Source organism: Nocardia grenadensis NBRC 108939 (assembly GCF_001613445.1).
In the GTDB taxonomy this organism is placed as follows: Bacteria; Actinomycetota; Actinomycetes; order Mycobacteriales; family Mycobacteriaceae; genus Nocardia; species Nocardia grenadensis.
In genome coordinates this window covers 1-17,248 of record NZ_BDCJ01000025.1, presented here as the reverse complement: position 1 = coordinate 17,248, position 17,248 = coordinate 1, and the positions used below count along the sequence as shown (strand labels likewise).

The window sequence follows — 17,248 nt, the reverse complement described above, 5'->3', positions numbered from 1 at the left end:
CACCGCTGCCGAATCACGGCGGCTGTGCACCGGTCCGTCCCGCTCGGTTAGCCTGAGAATCCGACAGTATCGCAAGTGAAGGGTCGTGGAGTCGTGGTGAGCATTGCCGGCAAGAAGGGGCACGACAACGTAGCAATGCTCGGCATCGGTGCCTACCGGCCGACGCGCGTGGTCAGCAATGACGAGGTGTGCCAGGTCCTGGATTCCACGGACGAATGGATCTTCGAACGCAGCGGTATCCGTAACCGGCGCTGGATCAGCGGCGACGAGTCGCTGCGGTCCATCTCGGTGGCCGCGGGCCGGCGTGCGCTGCGCAACAGCGGTGTCGACCCCTCGCGGATCGGCGCGCTCATTCTGGCCACCTCCAGTTGGCCGATGCTCACCCCGCACGGTGCCCCGATCGTCGCCAGCGAACTGGGCATGAACGGTATCGCCGCCTTCGACCTGACTTCCGGATGCGGTGGCTTCGGGTACGGGCTCGGGGTCGCCGGCGATATGATCCGCGCCGGTTCGGCCGAATACGTGCTGCTCATCGGGGCCGAGACCATGACCATCGGCATCGACCCGACCGACCGCGGTACGGCATTCATCTTCGGTGACGGCGCCGGCGCGGTGGTGATCGGCCCGAGCGAGGAGAACGGGATCTCCCCGACGGTCTGGGGCAGCGACGGCGAGAACGCCGAAGCGATCAAACAGGACGTCGATTTCATCGATTACATGCAGCGTGCCGAGGACCTACAGGGCACCGATCCCAAGGTGGAGCCGGTGGGCCGGATGGCACTGCGAATGGAGGGGCCGCGGGTGTTCCGGTGGGCCGCCGTCACGCTGCCGCGGGCGCTGTCCACCGCGCTCGATGTGGCCGGGGTGTCCAAGGACGATATCGAGGTTTTCATCCCGCACCAGGCCAATGCCCGGATCAACGAGTTGATGAAGAAGAACCTCGGCCTGGCCGACGATATCCCCATGGCGGGCGATATCGAGAACACCGGTAATACCTCCGCGGCCTCGATTCCGCTGGCCATGGAGGAGATGCTGGCCACCGGTAAGGCCAAGGGCGGTCAGCTGGCGCTGCTGCTGGGTTTCGGCGCGGGGCTCAGCTACGCGGGTCAGGTCGTCATCCTGCCGCCGGCGCCCGCCGAGTCGAGTCTCTGAGATGCGCCCGCTGCGGGTCGGATTCCTCGCCGCCACCGCGGTGACCGTGGCGGGTGCGCTCACCGGCCGGCCGCGATGGCAGTGGGCGGCCAAACCGCTGATGATGCCGCTGCTCGCGGCCGATATCGCCACCAGCCGCGCCGATATCGTGCCGGCCGACCGGACCCTGCTGCTGAGTTCGCTGGGTGCCGCGACCGTCGGAGACGTACTGCTCATCGATCCCGACGACGATCGCCGGCTCATCGCCGGCGCGTCCTCCTTCGCCGTGATGCAGACCGGGTATGCCGCGCTGTGGTGGCGTTACGGTGCGCGGCCGTCCGCCGCTGTCGCGATACCGAGGGTGCTGGCCTGGGCCGGTGCCGCCGCACTGCTTCGCGCGAAAGCGCCCGCACTCGCCGCGCCGCTGAGCGCGTACGGCGTGACGTTGGGTACCGCGGCCGTACTCGCCTCCGCTCCGGCCCTGGCCCCGGACGCGGACAACGTGGCGGGCCTGAACATTCCGAACGCCGATCCCCGCAGCAGGCTCGGCGCGGGGGCGTTGCTGTTCACGGTATCGGACGGTCTCATCGTGCTGCGGCGGCTCTTCGCGCGCGGTGAACGGTCACGGCGGGTGATCGAAGCGGTCATCCTGGCGACTTACGGCGCCGCCCAGTTCCTACTCGCCGATCCGGCCGCACACGAGCGCACACCATTCGCCACCCGCTGAGCCGGAAGGGATTTCCGCTGGGTAGCGCGCAGGCGCCGCCGATACCATCCACACATGAGCTATCCGCCGCCCGCGTACGGTTATCCGGCGTACGGTCCGCCGCCACCCGATCACCCGCAGGCGACCACCGTGCTGATCCTCGGCATCGTCGGGATGATGTTCTGCCAGGTCTGCGCCCCGTTCGCGTGGGTGATGGGACGCCGGACGCTCAACGAGATCGACGCCTCCGGCGGCACCGTGGGCGGCCGCAGCAATGTGATGGTGGGTTACATCCTGGGCATCATCGGCTCGGTGCTGCTGATCCTGGGAGTGCTCGCGGTCATCGCCTACATCGTCTTGATGGTCGTGCTGATCGGGTCGAGTTCGGGCTAGCGCCCGGACGGCCGACCGCACGCGCGGTTACCAGGCGGCGGTGAGGTCGGCGTGCTGGCGGATCCAGGCGTGCATGGCGATACCCGCCGCCACTCCCGCGTTGATACTGCGGGTGGAACCGAACTGGGCGATGGATACCGTGAGCACCGCGGCGTCCCGGGCGCTTTCGGTGACTCCCGGTCCCTCCTGCCCGAACAGCAGCAGGCAGCGTCGCGGCAGCCGGACGGTCTCCAGCGGTACCGAGCCCGGGACATTGTCCACCGCGACCACGCTCAGATCTTCGGACCGGGCGAATTGGAGCAGGGCCTCGATATCCGCGTGATGGGTTATGTGCTGGTAGCGGTCGGTGACCATGGCGCCGCGCCGGTTCCAGCGGCGGCGGCCGACGATATGCACCGCGCCGGCGGCGAAGGCGTTGGCGGTGCGCACGACCGTGCCGATGTTCGCGTCGTGTCCGAAGTTCTCGATGGCGATATGGAACGGGTGGCGGCGGCGATCGATATCGGCCACGATCGCTTCCCGGGTCCAGTAGCGGTACGCGTCGACGACATTGCGGCGGTCGCCTTCGGCGAGCAGGACCGGGTCGAGCCGGTCGTCATCCGGCGGTGGCCCGTCGTGCTCGGCCGTCCACGGCCCGACCCCGTTCGGGTTCTCACCCCATTCGGTCGGACCGGGCCCGGGTTCGGGATCCGGGTCGGGATCGTCGGATTCCTGTCGCGCCGCCGGCTCCGGGTCCGGGGTACGCGCTGTGGCGAGGCCCGGATCGGCCCCTAGCGCTGGGTTGGTCACGGCATGAATCGTAGTGCGGGCGGAACGGCATCGTCCGGTTCGGTCCGGCCCGGCCGAAACCCGTTGCGCGCCCGTTGGTTCTGCGAGCGTCTCGTCCACTCGCCGCGCCGCGGCCCGCCGCGGCCCGCGCGACACGCCCGGGCGTAAACCCGGGTTTACGGCATCCGGTGACCCGTTCCGCGCGTTGTTCGGCAGTAATTCCACGAGGTCCGGACCGAATCCGGGCGGAGTCGAACAGTTGCGCGTCGAGTCGGTAACAATTGAGCGGCGGAAAAGCCGATTCGCCTGGCAATATGGGTTTCATGACCCCGCCCAGCGACGATCTCGACGTTCCCCGGCGCTCGGCCGGGCAACAGCGCAGACCGCCGGGCGACTCCGCGACACACTGGTCCGAGCGGGCCGACCGCGCCGAGGCCGCGATCCTGTCCCGTCATCTGCGGCCGGTATGGCTGCTGCCGGGCACCGCGCTCGGTGTGGTGGGCTGGCCGTCGATCCGCCGTGAGCGATTCCTTCTCACCTGGCACTACTGGTGGCAAGCCCATCTCATCGACTGCGCCGTCGACGCCGCCAACCGGGCGCCGACCATCGAACGCCGCAAACGGGTGGCGACCCTGGTCCGGTCGCACCGGTTGCGCAATATCTCCGGGTGGACCAACCGCTACTACGACGATATGGCCTGGCTGGCCATCGCCCTGGAACGCGCGGCCCGAATCCACGACAACGCGGAGGCCGTCGGCGCCCTCGGCCCGCTGGAACAGAAGTTGTATACGGCGTGGAACCCCGCGGTGGGCGGCGGTATCCCCTGGCGGGTGGGGGCGGATTTCTACAACGCCCCGGCCAATGGTCCCGCCGGTATCGCGCTGGCCCGGCTCGGCCGCTACGAGCGGGCAGCGGAAATAGCGGGCTGGATCGATGCGACGCTGCGTGATCCGGAGACCGGCCTGATCTTCGACGGTATCCACCTGCCCGCTCGGGAGCTGGAACGCCCGGTCTACACCTACTGCCAGGGCGTCGTGCTCGGCCTGGAAACCGAGCTCGCGGTACACACGGGGGATCCCGCGCATCTCGACCGGGTGCGCCGCCTCCTGGACGCCGTGGAGGAGCATCTCACCGTCGACTGTGTGGTGCGCGGCGGCACCGGTGGCGACGGCGGGCTGTTCAACGGCATTCTCGTGCGCTATCTCGCCCAGGTCGCGCTGATGCTGCCCGGCAACGAACACGAACAACTCGCCGATCGGCGGGTGGCCGCGCGCATCGTGAAGGAATCGGCGGCCGCGGCGTGGGAGAACCGGCTCGACGTGGAGAGCGAACCCCTCTTCGGCCACGACTGGACGGTATCCGCTCAGCTGCCCAGCGGTGGCCGCGGCGCCGGCGGGCTCACCGCCAACGGGGCGGTCAGCTCCTCCCGGGTCCCCGAACGGGATCTATCGGTACAGCTGTCGGGATGGATGCTCATGGAAGCCGCCCATATGGTCACCGCGGCCGGTCTGTAGTTCGCGCCGGTCGTGACCGCGGCCCGGGTGGTGGCCCGCCCCTCCGATGCCGGGCAGCGGCATCGTGTCGGCGTCGGCGGACGCGGGATCCAGTTCGAAGTCTTCGATCGGCTGGGACATCTCCTGCCGGTACTGCCTGATACCGATGACGGTGCCGACGATCAGGCACACCACCAGCGAACCGATCACGATGGGCATGAGCCAGGAGATCCGCTGGATGAAACCACCGGCGTAGTACCCCATGAGCAGCAGGACCGGGGCCCAGATGATGGCGCCGATGGTACTGGCCACCGTGTAGCGGCGATGGTCCATGCCGGCCGCGCCGGCCACCATCGGGCACAGGGTGCGCACCCAGGGGATCCACCGCGCGATCAGGACCGCCACGAAACCGTGCCGCTGTAATAGCTCGGCGACCCGGGACAGGTTGCGGGTGTTGATGTAGCGCCCGTTCTTGCGGGCGACGAGCCGGTGGCCGGTTCTTCGCCCGACCATGTAGCCGACCTGGTTGCCGGCGATCGCGGCGACCATCGCGCCTATCGCGAGCAGCCAGACCTGGGTTTCGCCGGTGGCGTGTGAGGCCATCACGATGCCCGCGGTCAGCAGCATCGAATCGCCGGGCAGGAACAGTCCGAGAATGAACGCGCATTCCAGGAAGACGAAGGTCAGGACCACGGTCCAGACGAGTGCCGGTCCCGCGGAGATCAGGGGTTCGAAGCTGCCCATCGCATGGGGCACGGCCTGGACGCTCACCACTTACCGAACGGGAGAATCGTTCGCGCCGACCGGTCCGGCGTGATGCACCACCGGCAGGGGCATGGTGTTGTCGAACTGGTCGGGCATATCCATGGCCGGAAGCTCCGCGGTCGAGGCCAGGGTGCCGTTCGCGACGGTTTTGTCCGCTTTGCGGCCGGCCAGCTTCTTGGCGACCGCGCTGATGCCCGGCAGGATCGAGATGAACACGATGAGCAGGAAAATGGCCTCGACATGGTCGCGGATGAAGGCGACATTGCCGAGGAAGTACCCGAGCACGGTCACCCCACCGCCCCAGGCGACGGCGCCGACGATATCGAAGGCGACATAGCGCTGGTAGCTCATCTTGGAGACCCCGGCCAGCACCGGCATAAAAGTCCGAACGATCGGGACGAAACGGGCCAAAATGATCGTTTTGGGGCCGTGCTTCTCGAAGAATTCGTGCGTTTCGGTGACATAGCTCTTCTTGAAGAAGCGGGTGTCCTCTTTGTTGAACAGCGCGGGACCGATGGCCCGGCCGATCCAATACCCGCACTGATCACCGGCGAAAGCGATGAAGACGACGGCCGGAACCAATACCCAGATGGATACCGGCGGATTGGGTTGCGCGGCCAGCAGACCACCCGTGAACAGCAGCGAATCACCGGGGAGCAGTGGGAACAGCAGGCCGGTCTCGATGAAGACGATCACCAGAATGGCCGGTAGCACCGCGTTCTTCAGCCAGGTCTCGGTCAACAGGTGCATCGGGTCGAGCAGTTCGGTCAGAGCCAGATTGCTCGTCACCGCGTCGGTAGCTGCCAGCGCAATCACCCGGCCCACAGTACCGGTTACATCGACGGCTGTAGGGTGCGGCGGCGCAAACAATCCCCTTATACCGGATGAAACCTGCCTGCCTTAGGGTATGTGCAGAAACAGACAATCCCACGTCTGCCGCACAACACGGAGGTCTTCACAGTGCCGATCGCGACTCCGGAGGTCTACGCCGAGATGCTCGGTCAGGCCAAGGCGAACTCTTTTGCCTTCCCGGCCATCAACTGCACATCGTCGGAGACGATCAATGCGGCGATCAAGGGCTTCGCCGAGGCGGGTAGTGACGGGATCATCCAGTTCTCCACCGGTGGCGCGGAATTCGGTTCCGGCCAAGGGGTGAAGGATATGGTCACCGGTGCGGTCGCGTTGGCCGAATTCGCCCATGTGGTGGCCGCGAAATACGACGTCACCATCGCGCTGCACACCGACCACTGCCCCAAGGACAAGCTGGACGGGTTCGTCCGGCCGCTGCTGGCCATCTCGCAGGAGCGGGTGGACGCCGGGCAGAACCCGCTGTTCCAGTCGCATATGTGGGACGGTTCGGCCGTGCCGATCGACGAGAATCTGTCCATCGCGCAGGAGCTGCTGTCCGCAGCGGCCGCCGCGAAGATCATCCTCGAGGTCGAGATCGGTGTCGTCGGCGGTGAAGAGGACGGTGTCGAGGCCGAGATCAACGAGAAGCTCTACACCTCGCCCGCCGATTTCGAGAAGACCATCGACGCGCTCGGCGCCGGTGAGAAGGGCAAGTACCTGCTCGCCGCCACCTTCGGCAATGTGCACGGCGTGTACAAGCCGGGCAATGTGGTGCTCAAGCCCGAGGTGCTGGCCGAGGGGCAGCGGGTGGCCGCGGCCAAGCTGGGTCTGGCCAATGACGCCCAGCCGTTCGATTTCGTGTTCCACGGCGGTTCGGGATCGCTGAAGTCGGAGATCGACGATTCGCTGCGCTACGGCGTCGTGAAGATGAACGTCGACACCGACACCCAGTACGCGTTCACCCGGCCGGTGGCCGCGCATATGTTCAGCAACTACGACGGTGTGCTGAAGATCGACGGCGAGGTCGGCAACAAGAAGACCTACGACCCGCGCAGCTACCTGAAGAAGGCGGAGCTGTCGATGGCCCAGCGGGTGGTGCAGGCGTGCAACGATCTGCGGTCCGCCGGGCGTTCCATCAGTGCCTGATCTCTGCGCACCGACCGTAGCCGGATGACACTCGACCTCCGCGTGCTGGGGCCCGTGCGTCTACTGGTCGGCGGTGAGCCGGTGCCGGTCGGCGGGCCCAAACCCCGGGCGCTGCTGGCCGCACTCGCGGTGAACCGGCGCCGGGCCGTGTCCTCCTCCACCCTGGCCGATATGGTCTGGAACGAGGAGCCGCCGGATGCCTACGCGGCCAGCCTGCAGGTGTTCGTCTCGAATATCCGCAAGGCGCTGCGCAATTCCGGTGTCGACCCGGCGGGCGTCCTGCGCACGGAGTCCTCGGGTTATCGGCTCGAGATCGCCGACGATGCCTGCGACCTGGGCCGGTTCGAAGCCGCCCGGGACGCGGGCATCCGGGCATCGGGGGTCGGCGATCACGACTCGGCGTCCCGGCTGTTCGCCACCGCCCTGCGCGAATGGAACGGCCGGGCGTTGTCCGACCTCGCCGGTCTCGGTTTCGCCGACAGTTTCGCCACCGCCATGGAGGAGGAGCGGCTGCTGGCGGTATCGGCACGGTTCGACGCGGAGATCACCTGCGGCCGGGCCACCGCCGTGATAGGCGAACTGGTCGCACTCACCAACGAGCACCCGCTGCGGGAACCGCTGTGGGGCCAGCTCATCACCGCGCTCTACCTGTCCGAGCGCCATGCCGACGCGCTGGAGGCGTGCCGGCGGGTGCGGGCGGTGCTGGCCGAAGAACTCGGTATCGACCCCGGGCCCGCGCTGATGGAGCTGGAACGGCGAGTACTGCGACAGGAACCGCTGAGCACCGTCGAGATGAAGAGCGTCGAGCGGATGGCCGCGGCGATGACCGATACGGTCACCGAGGTGCCGCGCACCGTGCGCAGCGGTCGGCTGCGGTTACCCGACGGGCGGACGGTGCCGGTCGTCCACGGCGGTTTCCGGATCGGCCGGATGACCGACAACGATCTGATTCTCGACGATCCGAAGGCCAGCCGGTACCACGCCCAGATCAAACTGGGCCGGGCCGGCCTGCTGATCGAGGACCTCGGCTCGGCCAACGGGGTGTTCGTCAACGAGCAGCCGATCGATTCCGCGCTGCTGGTCGACGGCGACGCGATCCGGATCGGCAATACCGTGCTGGCCTTCCAGGCCGTCCGCTGAAACCTCAGCCCAGGACGTCGTGGCGGACGATGGTCTGCTCGCGGCCCGGTCCGACCCCGATACAGGAGATCCGGGCGCCCGAGAGCTCCTCCAGCCGCCGCACATAGGCCTGCGCGTTGGCGGGCAGCTCCTCGAAGGTCCGCGCGCCGGAGATGTCCTCCCACCACCCGGGCATCTCCTCGAGGATCGGCTTGGCGTGATGGAAGCCGGTCTGGGTGGTCGGCATCTGCTCGACCCGTTCGCCGTCCACCTCGTAGGCCACACAGATCGGCACCCGCTCCAGGCTCGACAGCACGTCGAGTTTGGTGAGGAAGTAGTCGGTGATGCCGTTGACCCGGGTCGCGTAGCGGGCGATAACCGCGTCGAACCAGCCGCAGCGGCGCGCCCGGCCGGTGGTGACGCCGACCTCGCCGCCGGTCTTGGCCAGGTAGGTGCCCGATTCGTCGAACAGTTCGGTCGGGAACGGGCCGGAGCCGACCCGGGTGGTGTAGCACTTCAGGATGCCCAGCACCGTACCGATCTGGTTGGGTCCGATGCCCGCGCCCACCGCGGCACCGCCGGCGGTCGGGTTGGACGAGGTGACGTAGGGATACGTGCCGTGGTCCACGTCCAGCAGGGTGCCCTGCGACCCCTCCAGCAGCACGGTTTCGCCGCGTTCGAGGGCCAGGTTCAGTTCCAGCCGGGTATCGCTGATGCGATGCGCGAAGCGCTCGGCCTGGCCGAGCACCTCCTCGACCACCTGCTGGGGATCCAGGGCGCGCCGGTTGTAGATCTTGACCAGCACCTGGTTCTTGAACTCGAGCGCGGCCTCGACCTTCTGGGTGAGGATCTTCTCGTCCAGTACGTCGGCGACCCGGACCCCGACTCGCGCGACCTTGTCCTGGTAGCAGGGGCCGATACCGCGACCGGTGGTGCCGATCTTGTTGTTGCCGAGGAACCGTTCGGTGACCTTATCGATGGCCACGTGGTACGGCATGATCAGATGCGCGTCGGCGGAGAGCAGCAGACCCGAGGTGTCGACATCGCGATCCTCCAGCCCGGCCAGTTCGTCGAGCAATACGCCGGGGTCGACGACCACACCGTTACCGATGACGTTCTTGACCCCGGGGGTCAGGATGCCGGACGGAATGAGGTGTAACGCGAAGTTGTCGCCGTTGGGTAGCACCACGGTATGGCCGGCATTGTTACCGCCCTGGTACCGCACTACCCACTGCACGCGGCCCCCGAGTAGATCGGTGGCTTTGCCCTTGCCCTCGTCACCCCACTGGGCTCCGATGAGGACGATTGCCGGCATGGTCGTGTCTCCTACGATTCGACGCGCAACACTTCAGTGCTGCAGCTACCTGCCGTAATGCGGAGGAAGCCGGGAGCACAGTCTAGCCGAGACCGTGCGGGCGCCGGGGAACGGTCGCCGGGGCCGGGCCGTTGCGCGGGTCGCCACCGGGCACCCTTTACACTCATGGGTGACCGGTCCGAGGGAGGGTGTTGGGCGTTTGAGTACCCAGGTTCTCCGCTGTGCCGACGCACCGGTACCCATCGCCCTCGCCGCGCAGCCCACCGCGCAGACCGGGGCAATACCGGACACCGGGCTGATCGACGAGCTGCTGCCGGTGCTGGCGGCCGACAGTCTGCCGCGTCTGATCGTGCTGGGCGGCGACGCGGCGCTTGCCGCTGTGCTCACCCACCTGATGCGCACCGAGCGGTTGCACGTGGAGGTCGGCTATGTGCCCCTGGAGCGGACCTACGCCGCGCAGGTCTATGACCTCGACACCGGAAACGCCGCGGCGAAACGGGCGCTCGAGGGTTCGGCCAACCGGACCCCGCTGGTCCGCGACGACACCGGCACCGTGCTGGTGGGCCGCGCCAAGATCACCGGACCGGAGGGCGGCCAGTTGACCGGTGAGGCCTATGTCGACGACACCCGCCTGTTCTCCGGCACGATCCGGGCCATGTTCGTCACCCCCACGCTGGAGTTGCCCGGCGTGCGGGCGAGTTATCCGCGCCGGTTCCGACGCCGGCGCTGGACCTCCGGGCGCGCCGCGCAGCTCGGCACACCGGGCGCGGTGATCAACCGCGACGGTATCCAGAGCGACCGGGTGGTGCCGCGGTCGACGTTCTACCGGCATCACGAACCCTGGCTGCTGGTCCGCTGATGTCGTACCCCCGCCGGCGTCTCGGCCGTCACCGTCCAGGAGACGGCCGGTCCGGGCCGGTTGCGGTGGGTGGGTGCCTTCGCCGGCGGCGGATCGGCCCCGGAGTGTTTGTCGGCAGGCGGCCGTGACCCCCGGCGTCCCGGCCCTGCGGCGTGGCGCGATCCGTCCCAGCCCGGTGTTCCTGCTGGTCGTGGCTCTCGCGGTGGCCGGCGGTGTGCTCGCCTGGGACGCGGACCTGGATTCGGTCCGGGCCAAGGCCGGTGTTTTCGTACTGGTGGTGTTCGGCTGGGTGGTGAGCCTGTGCCTGCATGAGTTCGCACACGCCTATATGGCCTGGCGGGCCGGGGACCGTGAGGTGGAACTGCGCGGCTACCTGACGTTGAACCCGCTCAAATACAGTCATCCGCTGCTGTCGATCGTGCTGCCGATGGTTTTCATCGCACTCGGCGGTATCGGGCTGCCCGGCGGCGCGGTCTATGTGCACACCCATCAGGTGCCACCCCGCACTCAGCGGTTGATCAGTGTGGCGGGCCCGGGGGTGAACGCGGTGTGCGCGGTGGTGTTGCTGCTGGTCGTGCGTTTCTTCGGCAGCGCGCAGGAGCATCAGGCGTTCTGGTTCGGGCTCAGCTTCTTGGCCTTCCTGCAAGTGACCGCGACCCTGCTGAATCTGCTGCCCATACCGGGCCTGGACGGCTACGGTGTGGTGGAGCCGTCCCTGAGCTACCAGACCCGGCGCGGTCTGGAGCAGTTCAAACCTTTCGGCATGCTCATCTTGTTCGCCCTGCTGTTCACCCCGGCGATCAATCAGGTCTTCTTCGACGCCGTGTACGCGCTCTACGACCTGTCCGGGGTATCGGAGCAGTGGTCCCGGTACGGCGGATATCTGACCAGGTTCTGGGCGTAACTCATCCGAGAGGGCCCGCCCGGCGCGGCGCCGGCCGGACGGGCCCGGATTCCCCGCCCGGGCCGGCGTCCGGGTATCCGAAACATTCGGCGCCGGGGCGCCATCTGTCGGCGACGCGGCGCACGGGAAGGGTCCGACCGAACCGGCTGTGCACCGGTGCGGTCATGTTTCACATTAGTGGAGACCGCCCGCCGCGGCACAGATGGTCGACTACTCGAATACCGGCCGTGGCCGGGCGATGAGGTGCGCGCGGTGCGCGATCGGAGGCCCGGCCGGTTCCGGCAACCCGGTAGCGAACGATATCGCCCCTCGGGACCTAACCGACCGTATCGGCGGACCGATTCGTCGGTGTCACATAGGGATTGGGCACGGTGGGCGGTAGCAACGCCAGGGCGGAAACGCGCTGAACCCCGCATACCTGTAGCAGGTCTACCAGCGTGGACCGGATCTGGGCGAAAACCACATGCGCCGACAGCCCGGCCCCCGCAACCAGTTCCGGACGCGCCTGTTTGGCCACCGAGCGCAGCACGCGGGCGGCCTCCGCGCGGTCGGGTTGTTCGCCCGGATCGGTGAGGATCATGCGCCGGACCACCTCGACCGCGGCGGCCAACTGCTCCACTTCCTCGATCAGGCCCGGTTTGAGGATCTCGTCGTCGCGTACCAAGGTCAGCGAGCGGCGCAGCAGCACTCGGATGTTGCGGACCGCGTTGTCCAGTGGATCGGCCGCGGCGCGCAAACGCTCCAACCGCCCGCGCGAATTCCAGTACAGCGGAGATATGCGGCTCACCTCGCGGCCGCCCTCGAGCGATTTGCGCAGCGAATCCAGCTGCGCCTGGGTGGCCCGTACCGCGGTGAGCGCGTTATGCACCTTGCCGGGATCCTGTTCGAGCAGTCCGTGGGCGCCCTCGGTGAGCGATTTGGCCATCACCCCCAGGATCGCCGCCGCCTGTTCCCGGGCCCGGCGCACCGGATGCAACGGTAGCGCGGCGACGACCACCACCCCGACCAGCCCGCCGATCAGCGCGTCCACCATGCGCGACAGACCGGCGCCGGTATCCGGCGGCATCAGGGTGGCCACCAGCACGGCCGAACCCGAGGCCTGGATACCGATGATGGCCCCGCCGTCGAGGAATACCGCCAAGGCCATGGCCACCGCCACCACCAGGGCGATCTGCCAGACCCCGGTGCCCACCCGCGAGATGAAGAGATCGCCGACGCCGATACCGAGCGCGACACCGACCACCAGTTCCAGCGAGCGGCGCAGCCGCGCGCCGAAGGCGGTGCCGATGGACACCACCGCGGCGGTCGGCGCGAAGAAGGGCAGGGCGTGGCCGACGACGTCCTTGGCCAGGAACCAGGCCAGCGCCGCCGCCAGCGAACACTGCAGAATCGGGATCGCCGAGAGACGGAGCCGCTTCCAGGACCGCCGCATCCGGTCGGCACCCCTGGTCCGGGCCCGGCCCACCGGGGATTTCGGGTCGATCAACGCTCCGGGTTCGTTCAGCCCAGACCCAGTTCGCCGGCCGCCCGCGGATCGCAGTCCTCGAGCAGGTCCAAGCAGCGGGCGTATTCGTCGGACTCTCCGACGGCCTTGGCCGCCTTGGCCAGGGCCGCGACACTGCGCAGGAAGCCGCGGTTCGGTTCGTGCTCCCACGGAACCGGGCCGAAGCCCTTCCAGCCGTTGCGGCGCAGCAGGTCCAATCCGCGGTGGTAGCCGGTACGGGCGAACGCGTAGGCGGCGACGACATCGTGGTTCACCGGCTCCGCGGCCTCGGCCGCGCGCTCCAGCGCGGCTTCGGCCAGGGTCGCCCAGGCGATCGAGGCGGCGGGATTATCGGCCGCGACGCGCACCGGATCGGTGCCGGCGGCGAGCGCGTCCTCCGCGTCGTGTAGTTCAGGAAGGAGTACCGGTTGCGGGCCGAGCAGATCACCGAACGAGGTCATGGGCTTCATTGTGCACGGGTGGCGGGAATGCTCGATAGGCTGGCCATCTACGTCACATTCTGATAAGCCAGCAACGAGGGGTACAGGTGTCGCACCCGACCGACGACAAGGAACCGATCCGCTCCGAATCCGACTCCGGCACCGGCGGCGGATCCCGCGCGGATTCCTCCGCCGCGGAGCAGTCGCAGCCGTCCGAATCCGGATCGCAGCCGTCGCGGGCAGCGGATGCGGCGACCTCGGCGACCGGCGGGGAGACGACCGGAAAAACGGGGGCGGCCGGCGGAAAGGGCCCTGCTGAGGCGGCCGGTGCGCCGACCGAGGCACTCGAACGGTCCGCGCGGGAGTCGGAGTCGGCAGATGGTGACGGTACGGCCGAGGACGTTCCAGCGGGGGCGATTACGGAGTCGGGCGGTCCGGCGGCGGAGCAGGCGGATGCCCCGGACAGCGCGGACGGTGAACCCGCGGACGCGGCGATACGGGGTTCGGACGCGGATACCGCCGCCGCGGCGCCGGTCGTGAAAGGCGGGGCCGGGACAGGCGATGAGACCGCGCGGAGCGTAGGTACCGGATCGGACGAGCCGGAGCTCGCCGCGGACAGTCCGTCCGCCGGAGCGGCGCCCGCCGGGAAAACCGGCGCGGAGGCACCCGCGGTCGGCGGAGAATCGGAGCAGTCGATTGCCGACAGCGGTCCCGGTGGCGACTCCGGGCAGCCCGGCGCCGGCTCTACCGACGACGTGACCACCGAGGTTCCATCGGCGTCGGCCGGGGCGGATGCGGGAGAGGCGTCCGGCGCTGCCGCACCGGTATCCCAGGAGGGCGGATCCGCCGCCGCGGCCGAGCAGACCGCCGGAGCGACAGCCGCCGGCGCCGGGACCGTGGACGCCGCTGCCACGGAAAACGATGCCCGAAGCGCGGATTCGGCAGCCGGTACCTCCGCGGAAGCCGACACCGGTGCCGCCGAATCAGGCGCGGAGGAGACTGCCGGTTCGGCCGGTGATGCGGAGGCGGCTACCGCGGGAACCGCCGGTTCGGCCCGTGACGCGGAGACGGCTACCACCGAAGCTGCCGCATCGGCCGGTGATGCCGAGACGGTAACCGCCGGGTCTGCCGCCTCGACAGCAGACGAGGCGGCTACCGCCGGCACTGCCGGCCCGGTAGGCGAAACGGCAGCAGCCACCGCCGGACCTGCCGCCTCGGCCGGTGGCGCGGTAGGGACTGCCGCACCGGCCGGCGGCACGGAGACGGCCGCCGCGTCCGACGGCGAGGCCGGGCCCGGAGACGCCGCCACCGCCGAGATCACCGCAAGCGGAACCGTGCCGGACCCCGATACGGCGGGAGAGACGGCCGACGGGGTGACCGAAGCCGGGCCGGGCGCGGATGCCGCCGCCGCGGAAAAGGGCTCGGCCGAAACCGCGGATACCGGCGCCGCGACCACCGACCCCACGGTCGAACTGGCGGCGCCGGCGGGTCCTGAGGCGAAGACAGTGGTGATCCCCCGGCCGCAGCGGCCGGAGGAGGCACCGACCGAATCCATCTCGGTGCGCAAACCCGACCCGAACGCCACCGAGCGCATCGATATGAGCCAGGTGCGCAGTCCCGGCCGCCCGGGAACGAAACAACCGGGCGGTTCGCAGGGGCCGGCGCGTACCGACCGGGTAGGGCCGGGTATGGCGGGGCCGCTGTCGAAACCGCCGAGCACACCCCGGCCGCAGTCGGGCCCGAAGGGGCCCGGTCCGCAGGCGCCGAGCCGCCCGGACCAGGCCGCACCGCAGCGACCGGGCGGTCCGGCGCCCGCACCGCAGGGCACCGGCGGGCCGCAGGGCGCACCGCGTCCGGCCGGTGGGCCCGGGCGCCCGCAGACCGCGGCACCGCGTCCGGCCGGTGCGCCGTCACCGGCCGATATCAAACCGACTGTGGCCGAACACCGGGTCGCGCAGTCGCCGCAGTACGGTGCGCCCGGACAGATCGCGAAACCACAGCGGGTGGAACCGGCGGCCGCGCCGGCGGGGTCCGCGGGTAACCGGAAGTGGCTGATCGCCGCGGGAGCGGCCGTGGTGGTCGTGATCGCACTGATCGCGATCGTGGCCGGCATCGGTTCCGGTGACGATTCCCCGCAGGCCCGGATCCGTACAGCCATCGGCGATTACACCGGCGCGCTGGAGAACGGTGATCTGGCCGGACTGCGCGATATCACCTGCGGCGGGCTGCACGACTACTACCAAGGTTTGTCCGAGGAGCAGTTCGCCGCGGTGCACCAGCAGGCTGTCGACGGCGGCGATATCCCCGATGTGACCGGCATCGACGCCGTACAGATCACCGATCGGACCGCGCTGGCCCAGGTGACCGTGCAGACCGAAGCGGATTCGGCGCAGACCACCCGGACCTTCGATCTGCAGGAGACCGACGAGGGCTGGAAGGTCTGCGATCCGCCGTCGGGCACTCCGTAATCCGCTGTACCGCACGGTGACCGGCGTACCGGTGGTTCCGTCCGGGTCGGTCATCGTCGCGATCGACCGGCACTCGTGCGTGCGGCCGTCCCGGATCGCCGTGCGCACGAGTGGTGGGCGAAACAAGGGCCTTTCGCAACCGGCGGGTCCGCGTGAGGATGGTGGTATCACCTCGTCGCAAGGATTTTCGCCATGAGAACTCGAAGAACACTGGCCCGTCTCGTGCTCGCCGGAGGCGCGCTGTCGGTGCTCGCCGCCGCCCCGTCCGCCGCCGATACCCCGCAGTCGTCGAATCGAAGCCAGGATTCCCATCCGCTGCCCGCCGATCGGGCCGAAGCCGAACCCGAAAAGGACGGGCAGCCCTATTACATCGATTGCGCGCATGCCCGCCGCGAATCCGATACCCCGTTGTGGAGCGGTCGGCCCGGGTACTCGTGGCAGCTCGACGCCGACGGTGACGGCGTGGCCTGCGAGGTGGGGGAGTACTGATCTCGCACACTGTGGAACCGGTGTGAGCGTACGGCTTTCCCGGGCCATGAGCGGAAGCGTCCGCGAAACCGGAGATGACCGATCGAGGAATCCTCGGGCGGAAGACTGCTTCCCGACCGCGTCCCGCGGCCTGTCGCCTGCGGTTTTCCCGGTACCCGCCGGGTCGTCACGGAACCGGGGTGGCCCGACCGCCCGGTACCCATCGGTCCGGGTATCGATTACGCTGGCCGCTCGAACACTCCGGGGGATGTGGAGGTGCGCATGGTTACGAAATTCGCTGGTCGATTCGCCGCCGTGGCGGCGCTGTGCACCGGAACGCTGCTGCTCGGGGCGTGTGCGGACAACCAGGGCACCGCTGTCCCGGTGGCGCCGGTCGCCGCGTCGTCGCAGCCGGAGAGCCCACAGGAGCGCAACCTGCGGGTGCGCGACGAACTGGTCCGGCTGGGTTGCGATACCAACTCCTGTATCCAGACGTATTTCGCCTGCGAGGACGGTCTGCTCTCCGGGCAGGCGTGCGAGTTCTATCGCACGCATCCGCTGAATTGACAATCAACCAGTCCAGTTACATAACTGGACTGGTCGATTTGCGACGGTCGCCGCGCTCGGCCCGGCGTCAGGCCGCGTCCCGTTCCCGGTAGGAACGGGCGGCGTCCAGATCGCGATATATCCGCTCGAGTTCGTAACTGTTCGTCGCCTCCTCGGTGGCGGAACCGAGTGGTCGGTACCGGCCCAGTAGTTCGGCGATCCGGGATTCATGCACGACGTAGTCGTATGCGATGAAGCCGAAAGTTCCCACTCCCACGAGTGCCACAAAGAGTGTCATATGTTCAGCATCCGGTAACTGGACTTGCCGCGAAAGAGCCAATCGCTTAATACTGGACCCTATGGCGACACGGGTGATCGGCGCGACAGGACTGGCT

At 68.7% G+C, this 17,248-nt stretch carries 17 protein-coding genes and 1 pseudogene; 11 read left to right on the top strand and 7 right to left on the bottom strand.

Annotated features, from left to right (window positions below; translation table 11 throughout):
- The first annotated feature begins 93 nt into the window (after positions 1 to 93).
- From NGR01S_RS24505 to NGR01S_RS24495, 3 genes are read left to right on the top strand one after another with little or no spacing between them, the layout of a single operon-like run.
- Positions 94 to 1,152, top strand: a complete 1,059-nt coding sequence (locus NGR01S_RS24505) for a beta-ketoacyl-ACP synthase 3 (protein WP_063040763.1) — start codon at positions 94 to 96, stop codon at positions 1,150 to 1,152.
- A 1-nt stretch (position 1,153) separates the two neighbouring features.
- On the top strand, positions 1,154 to 1,858 hold the full coding sequence (locus tag NGR01S_RS24500) for a lysoplasmalogenase (protein WP_063040761.1): 705 nt from the start codon (positions 1,154 to 1,156) through the stop codon (positions 1,856 to 1,858).
- 54 nt (positions 1,859 to 1,912) lie between these two features.
- Positions 1,913 to 2,230, top strand: coding sequence for a hypothetical protein (locus NGR01S_RS24495; protein WP_063040759.1), 318 nt, complete (start codon positions 1,913 to 1,915; stop codon positions 2,228 to 2,230).
- 27 nt (positions 2,231 to 2,257) lie between these two features.
- On the opposite strand, the gene NGR01S_RS24490 is transcribed toward NGR01S_RS24495, so the two are convergent.
- Positions 2,258 to 3,019 (bottom strand): TrmH family RNA methyltransferase, encoded by a 762-nt coding sequence (locus tag NGR01S_RS24490; RefSeq protein ID WP_063040757.1) that lies wholly within the window; start codon positions 3,017 to 3,019, stop codon positions 2,258 to 2,260.
- 302 nt (positions 3,020 to 3,321) lie between these two features.
- Between NGR01S_RS24490 and NGR01S_RS24485 the strand changes: the two genes are divergently transcribed.
- A complete protein-coding gene (locus NGR01S_RS24485) occupies positions 3,322 to 4,512 on the top strand; it encodes a glycoside hydrolase family 76 protein (RefSeq protein ID WP_084481693.1) in 1,191 nt (396 codons plus the stop codon).
- An 87-nt stretch (positions 4,513 to 4,599) separates the two neighbouring features.
- Here NGR01S_RS24485 and NGR01S_RS24480 read toward each other — a convergent pair.
- A pseudogene (locus NGR01S_RS24480) lies at positions 4,600 to 5,235 on the bottom strand (DedA family protein); the annotation flags it as partial.
- A gap of 30 nt (positions 5,236 to 5,265) precedes the next feature.
- Positions 5,266 to 6,006, bottom strand: a complete 741-nt coding sequence (locus tag NGR01S_RS24475) for a DedA family protein (RefSeq protein WP_245664760.1) — start codon at positions 6,004 to 6,006, stop codon at positions 5,266 to 5,268.
- Between the two features lie 210 nt (positions 6,007 to 6,216).
- Between NGR01S_RS24475 and fbaA the strand changes: the two genes are divergently transcribed.
- Both fbaA and NGR01S_RS24465 read left to right on the top strand, forming a co-directional pair.
- Complete coding sequence (fbaA, locus tag NGR01S_RS24470) at positions 6,217 to 7,251, top strand: class II fructose-bisphosphate aldolase (protein WP_063041011.1); 1,035 nt, start codon at positions 6,217 to 6,219, stop codon at positions 7,249 to 7,251.
- A 24-nt stretch (positions 7,252 to 7,275) separates the two neighbouring features.
- Complete coding sequence (locus tag NGR01S_RS24465) at positions 7,276 to 8,391, top strand: BTAD domain-containing putative transcriptional regulator (protein ID WP_063040755.1); 1,116 nt, start codon at positions 7,276 to 7,278, stop codon at positions 8,389 to 8,391.
- A 4-nt stretch (positions 8,392 to 8,395) separates the two neighbouring features.
- On the opposite strand, the gene NGR01S_RS24460 is transcribed toward NGR01S_RS24465, so the two are convergent.
- On the bottom strand, positions 8,396 to 9,685 hold the full coding sequence (locus NGR01S_RS24460) for an adenylosuccinate synthase (protein WP_063040753.1): 1,290 nt from the start codon (positions 9,683 to 9,685) through the stop codon (positions 8,396 to 8,398).
- A 199-nt stretch (positions 9,686 to 9,884) separates the two neighbouring features.
- Between NGR01S_RS24460 and NGR01S_RS24455 the strand changes: the two genes are divergently transcribed.
- Both NGR01S_RS24455 and NGR01S_RS24450 read left to right on the top strand, forming a co-directional pair.
- Positions 9,885 to 10,544 (top strand): hypothetical protein, encoded by a 660-nt coding sequence (locus NGR01S_RS24455; RefSeq protein WP_063040751.1) that lies wholly within the window; start codon positions 9,885 to 9,887, stop codon positions 10,542 to 10,544.
- Positions 10,545 to 10,668: 124 nt separating this feature from the next.
- Entirely contained in the window at positions 10,669 to 11,448 is a 780-nt protein-coding gene (locus NGR01S_RS24450; protein ID WP_063040749.1) for a site-2 protease family protein, read from the top strand.
- 316 nt (positions 11,449 to 11,764) lie between these two features.
- Here NGR01S_RS24450 and NGR01S_RS24445 read toward each other — a convergent pair whose 3' ends face one another.
- On the bottom strand, positions 11,765 to 12,880 hold the full coding sequence (locus tag NGR01S_RS24445) for an FUSC family protein (protein WP_063041009.1): 1,116 nt from the start codon (positions 12,878 to 12,880) through the stop codon (positions 11,765 to 11,767).
- A gap of 68 nt (positions 12,881 to 12,948) precedes the next feature.
- Positions 12,949 to 13,392 (bottom strand): DUF3151 domain-containing protein, encoded by a 444-nt coding sequence (locus tag NGR01S_RS24440; protein ID WP_063040747.1) that lies wholly within the window; start codon positions 13,390 to 13,392, stop codon positions 12,949 to 12,951.
- A gap of 86 nt (positions 13,393 to 13,478) precedes the next feature.
- Between NGR01S_RS24440 and NGR01S_RS31180 the strand changes: the two genes are divergently transcribed.
- The 3 genes from NGR01S_RS31180 (at position 13,479) to NGR01S_RS24425 (ending at position 16,874) form a co-directional block, all read left to right on the top strand.
- A complete protein-coding gene (locus NGR01S_RS31180; protein ID WP_063040745.1) occupies positions 13,479 to 15,839 on the top strand; it encodes an Rv0361 family membrane protein in 2,361 nt (786 codons plus the stop codon).
- Between the two features lie 192 nt (positions 15,840 to 16,031).
- Positions 16,032 to 16,328, top strand: coding sequence for an excalibur calcium-binding domain-containing protein (locus tag NGR01S_RS24430; protein ID WP_084481673.1), 297 nt, complete (start codon positions 16,032 to 16,034; stop codon positions 16,326 to 16,328).
- A gap of 261 nt (positions 16,329 to 16,589) precedes the next feature.
- Positions 16,590 to 16,874, top strand: a complete 285-nt coding sequence (locus NGR01S_RS24425) for a hypothetical protein (RefSeq protein WP_157107421.1) — start codon at positions 16,590 to 16,592, stop codon at positions 16,872 to 16,874.
- A 67-nt stretch (positions 16,875 to 16,941) separates the two neighbouring features.
- Here NGR01S_RS24425 and NGR01S_RS24420 read toward each other — a convergent pair whose 3' ends face one another.
- Complete coding sequence (locus NGR01S_RS24420) at positions 16,942 to 17,151, bottom strand: hypothetical protein (RefSeq protein ID WP_063040739.1); 210 nt, start codon at positions 17,149 to 17,151, stop codon at positions 16,942 to 16,944.
- Between the last annotated feature and the right edge of the window lie 97 nt (positions 17,152 to 17,248).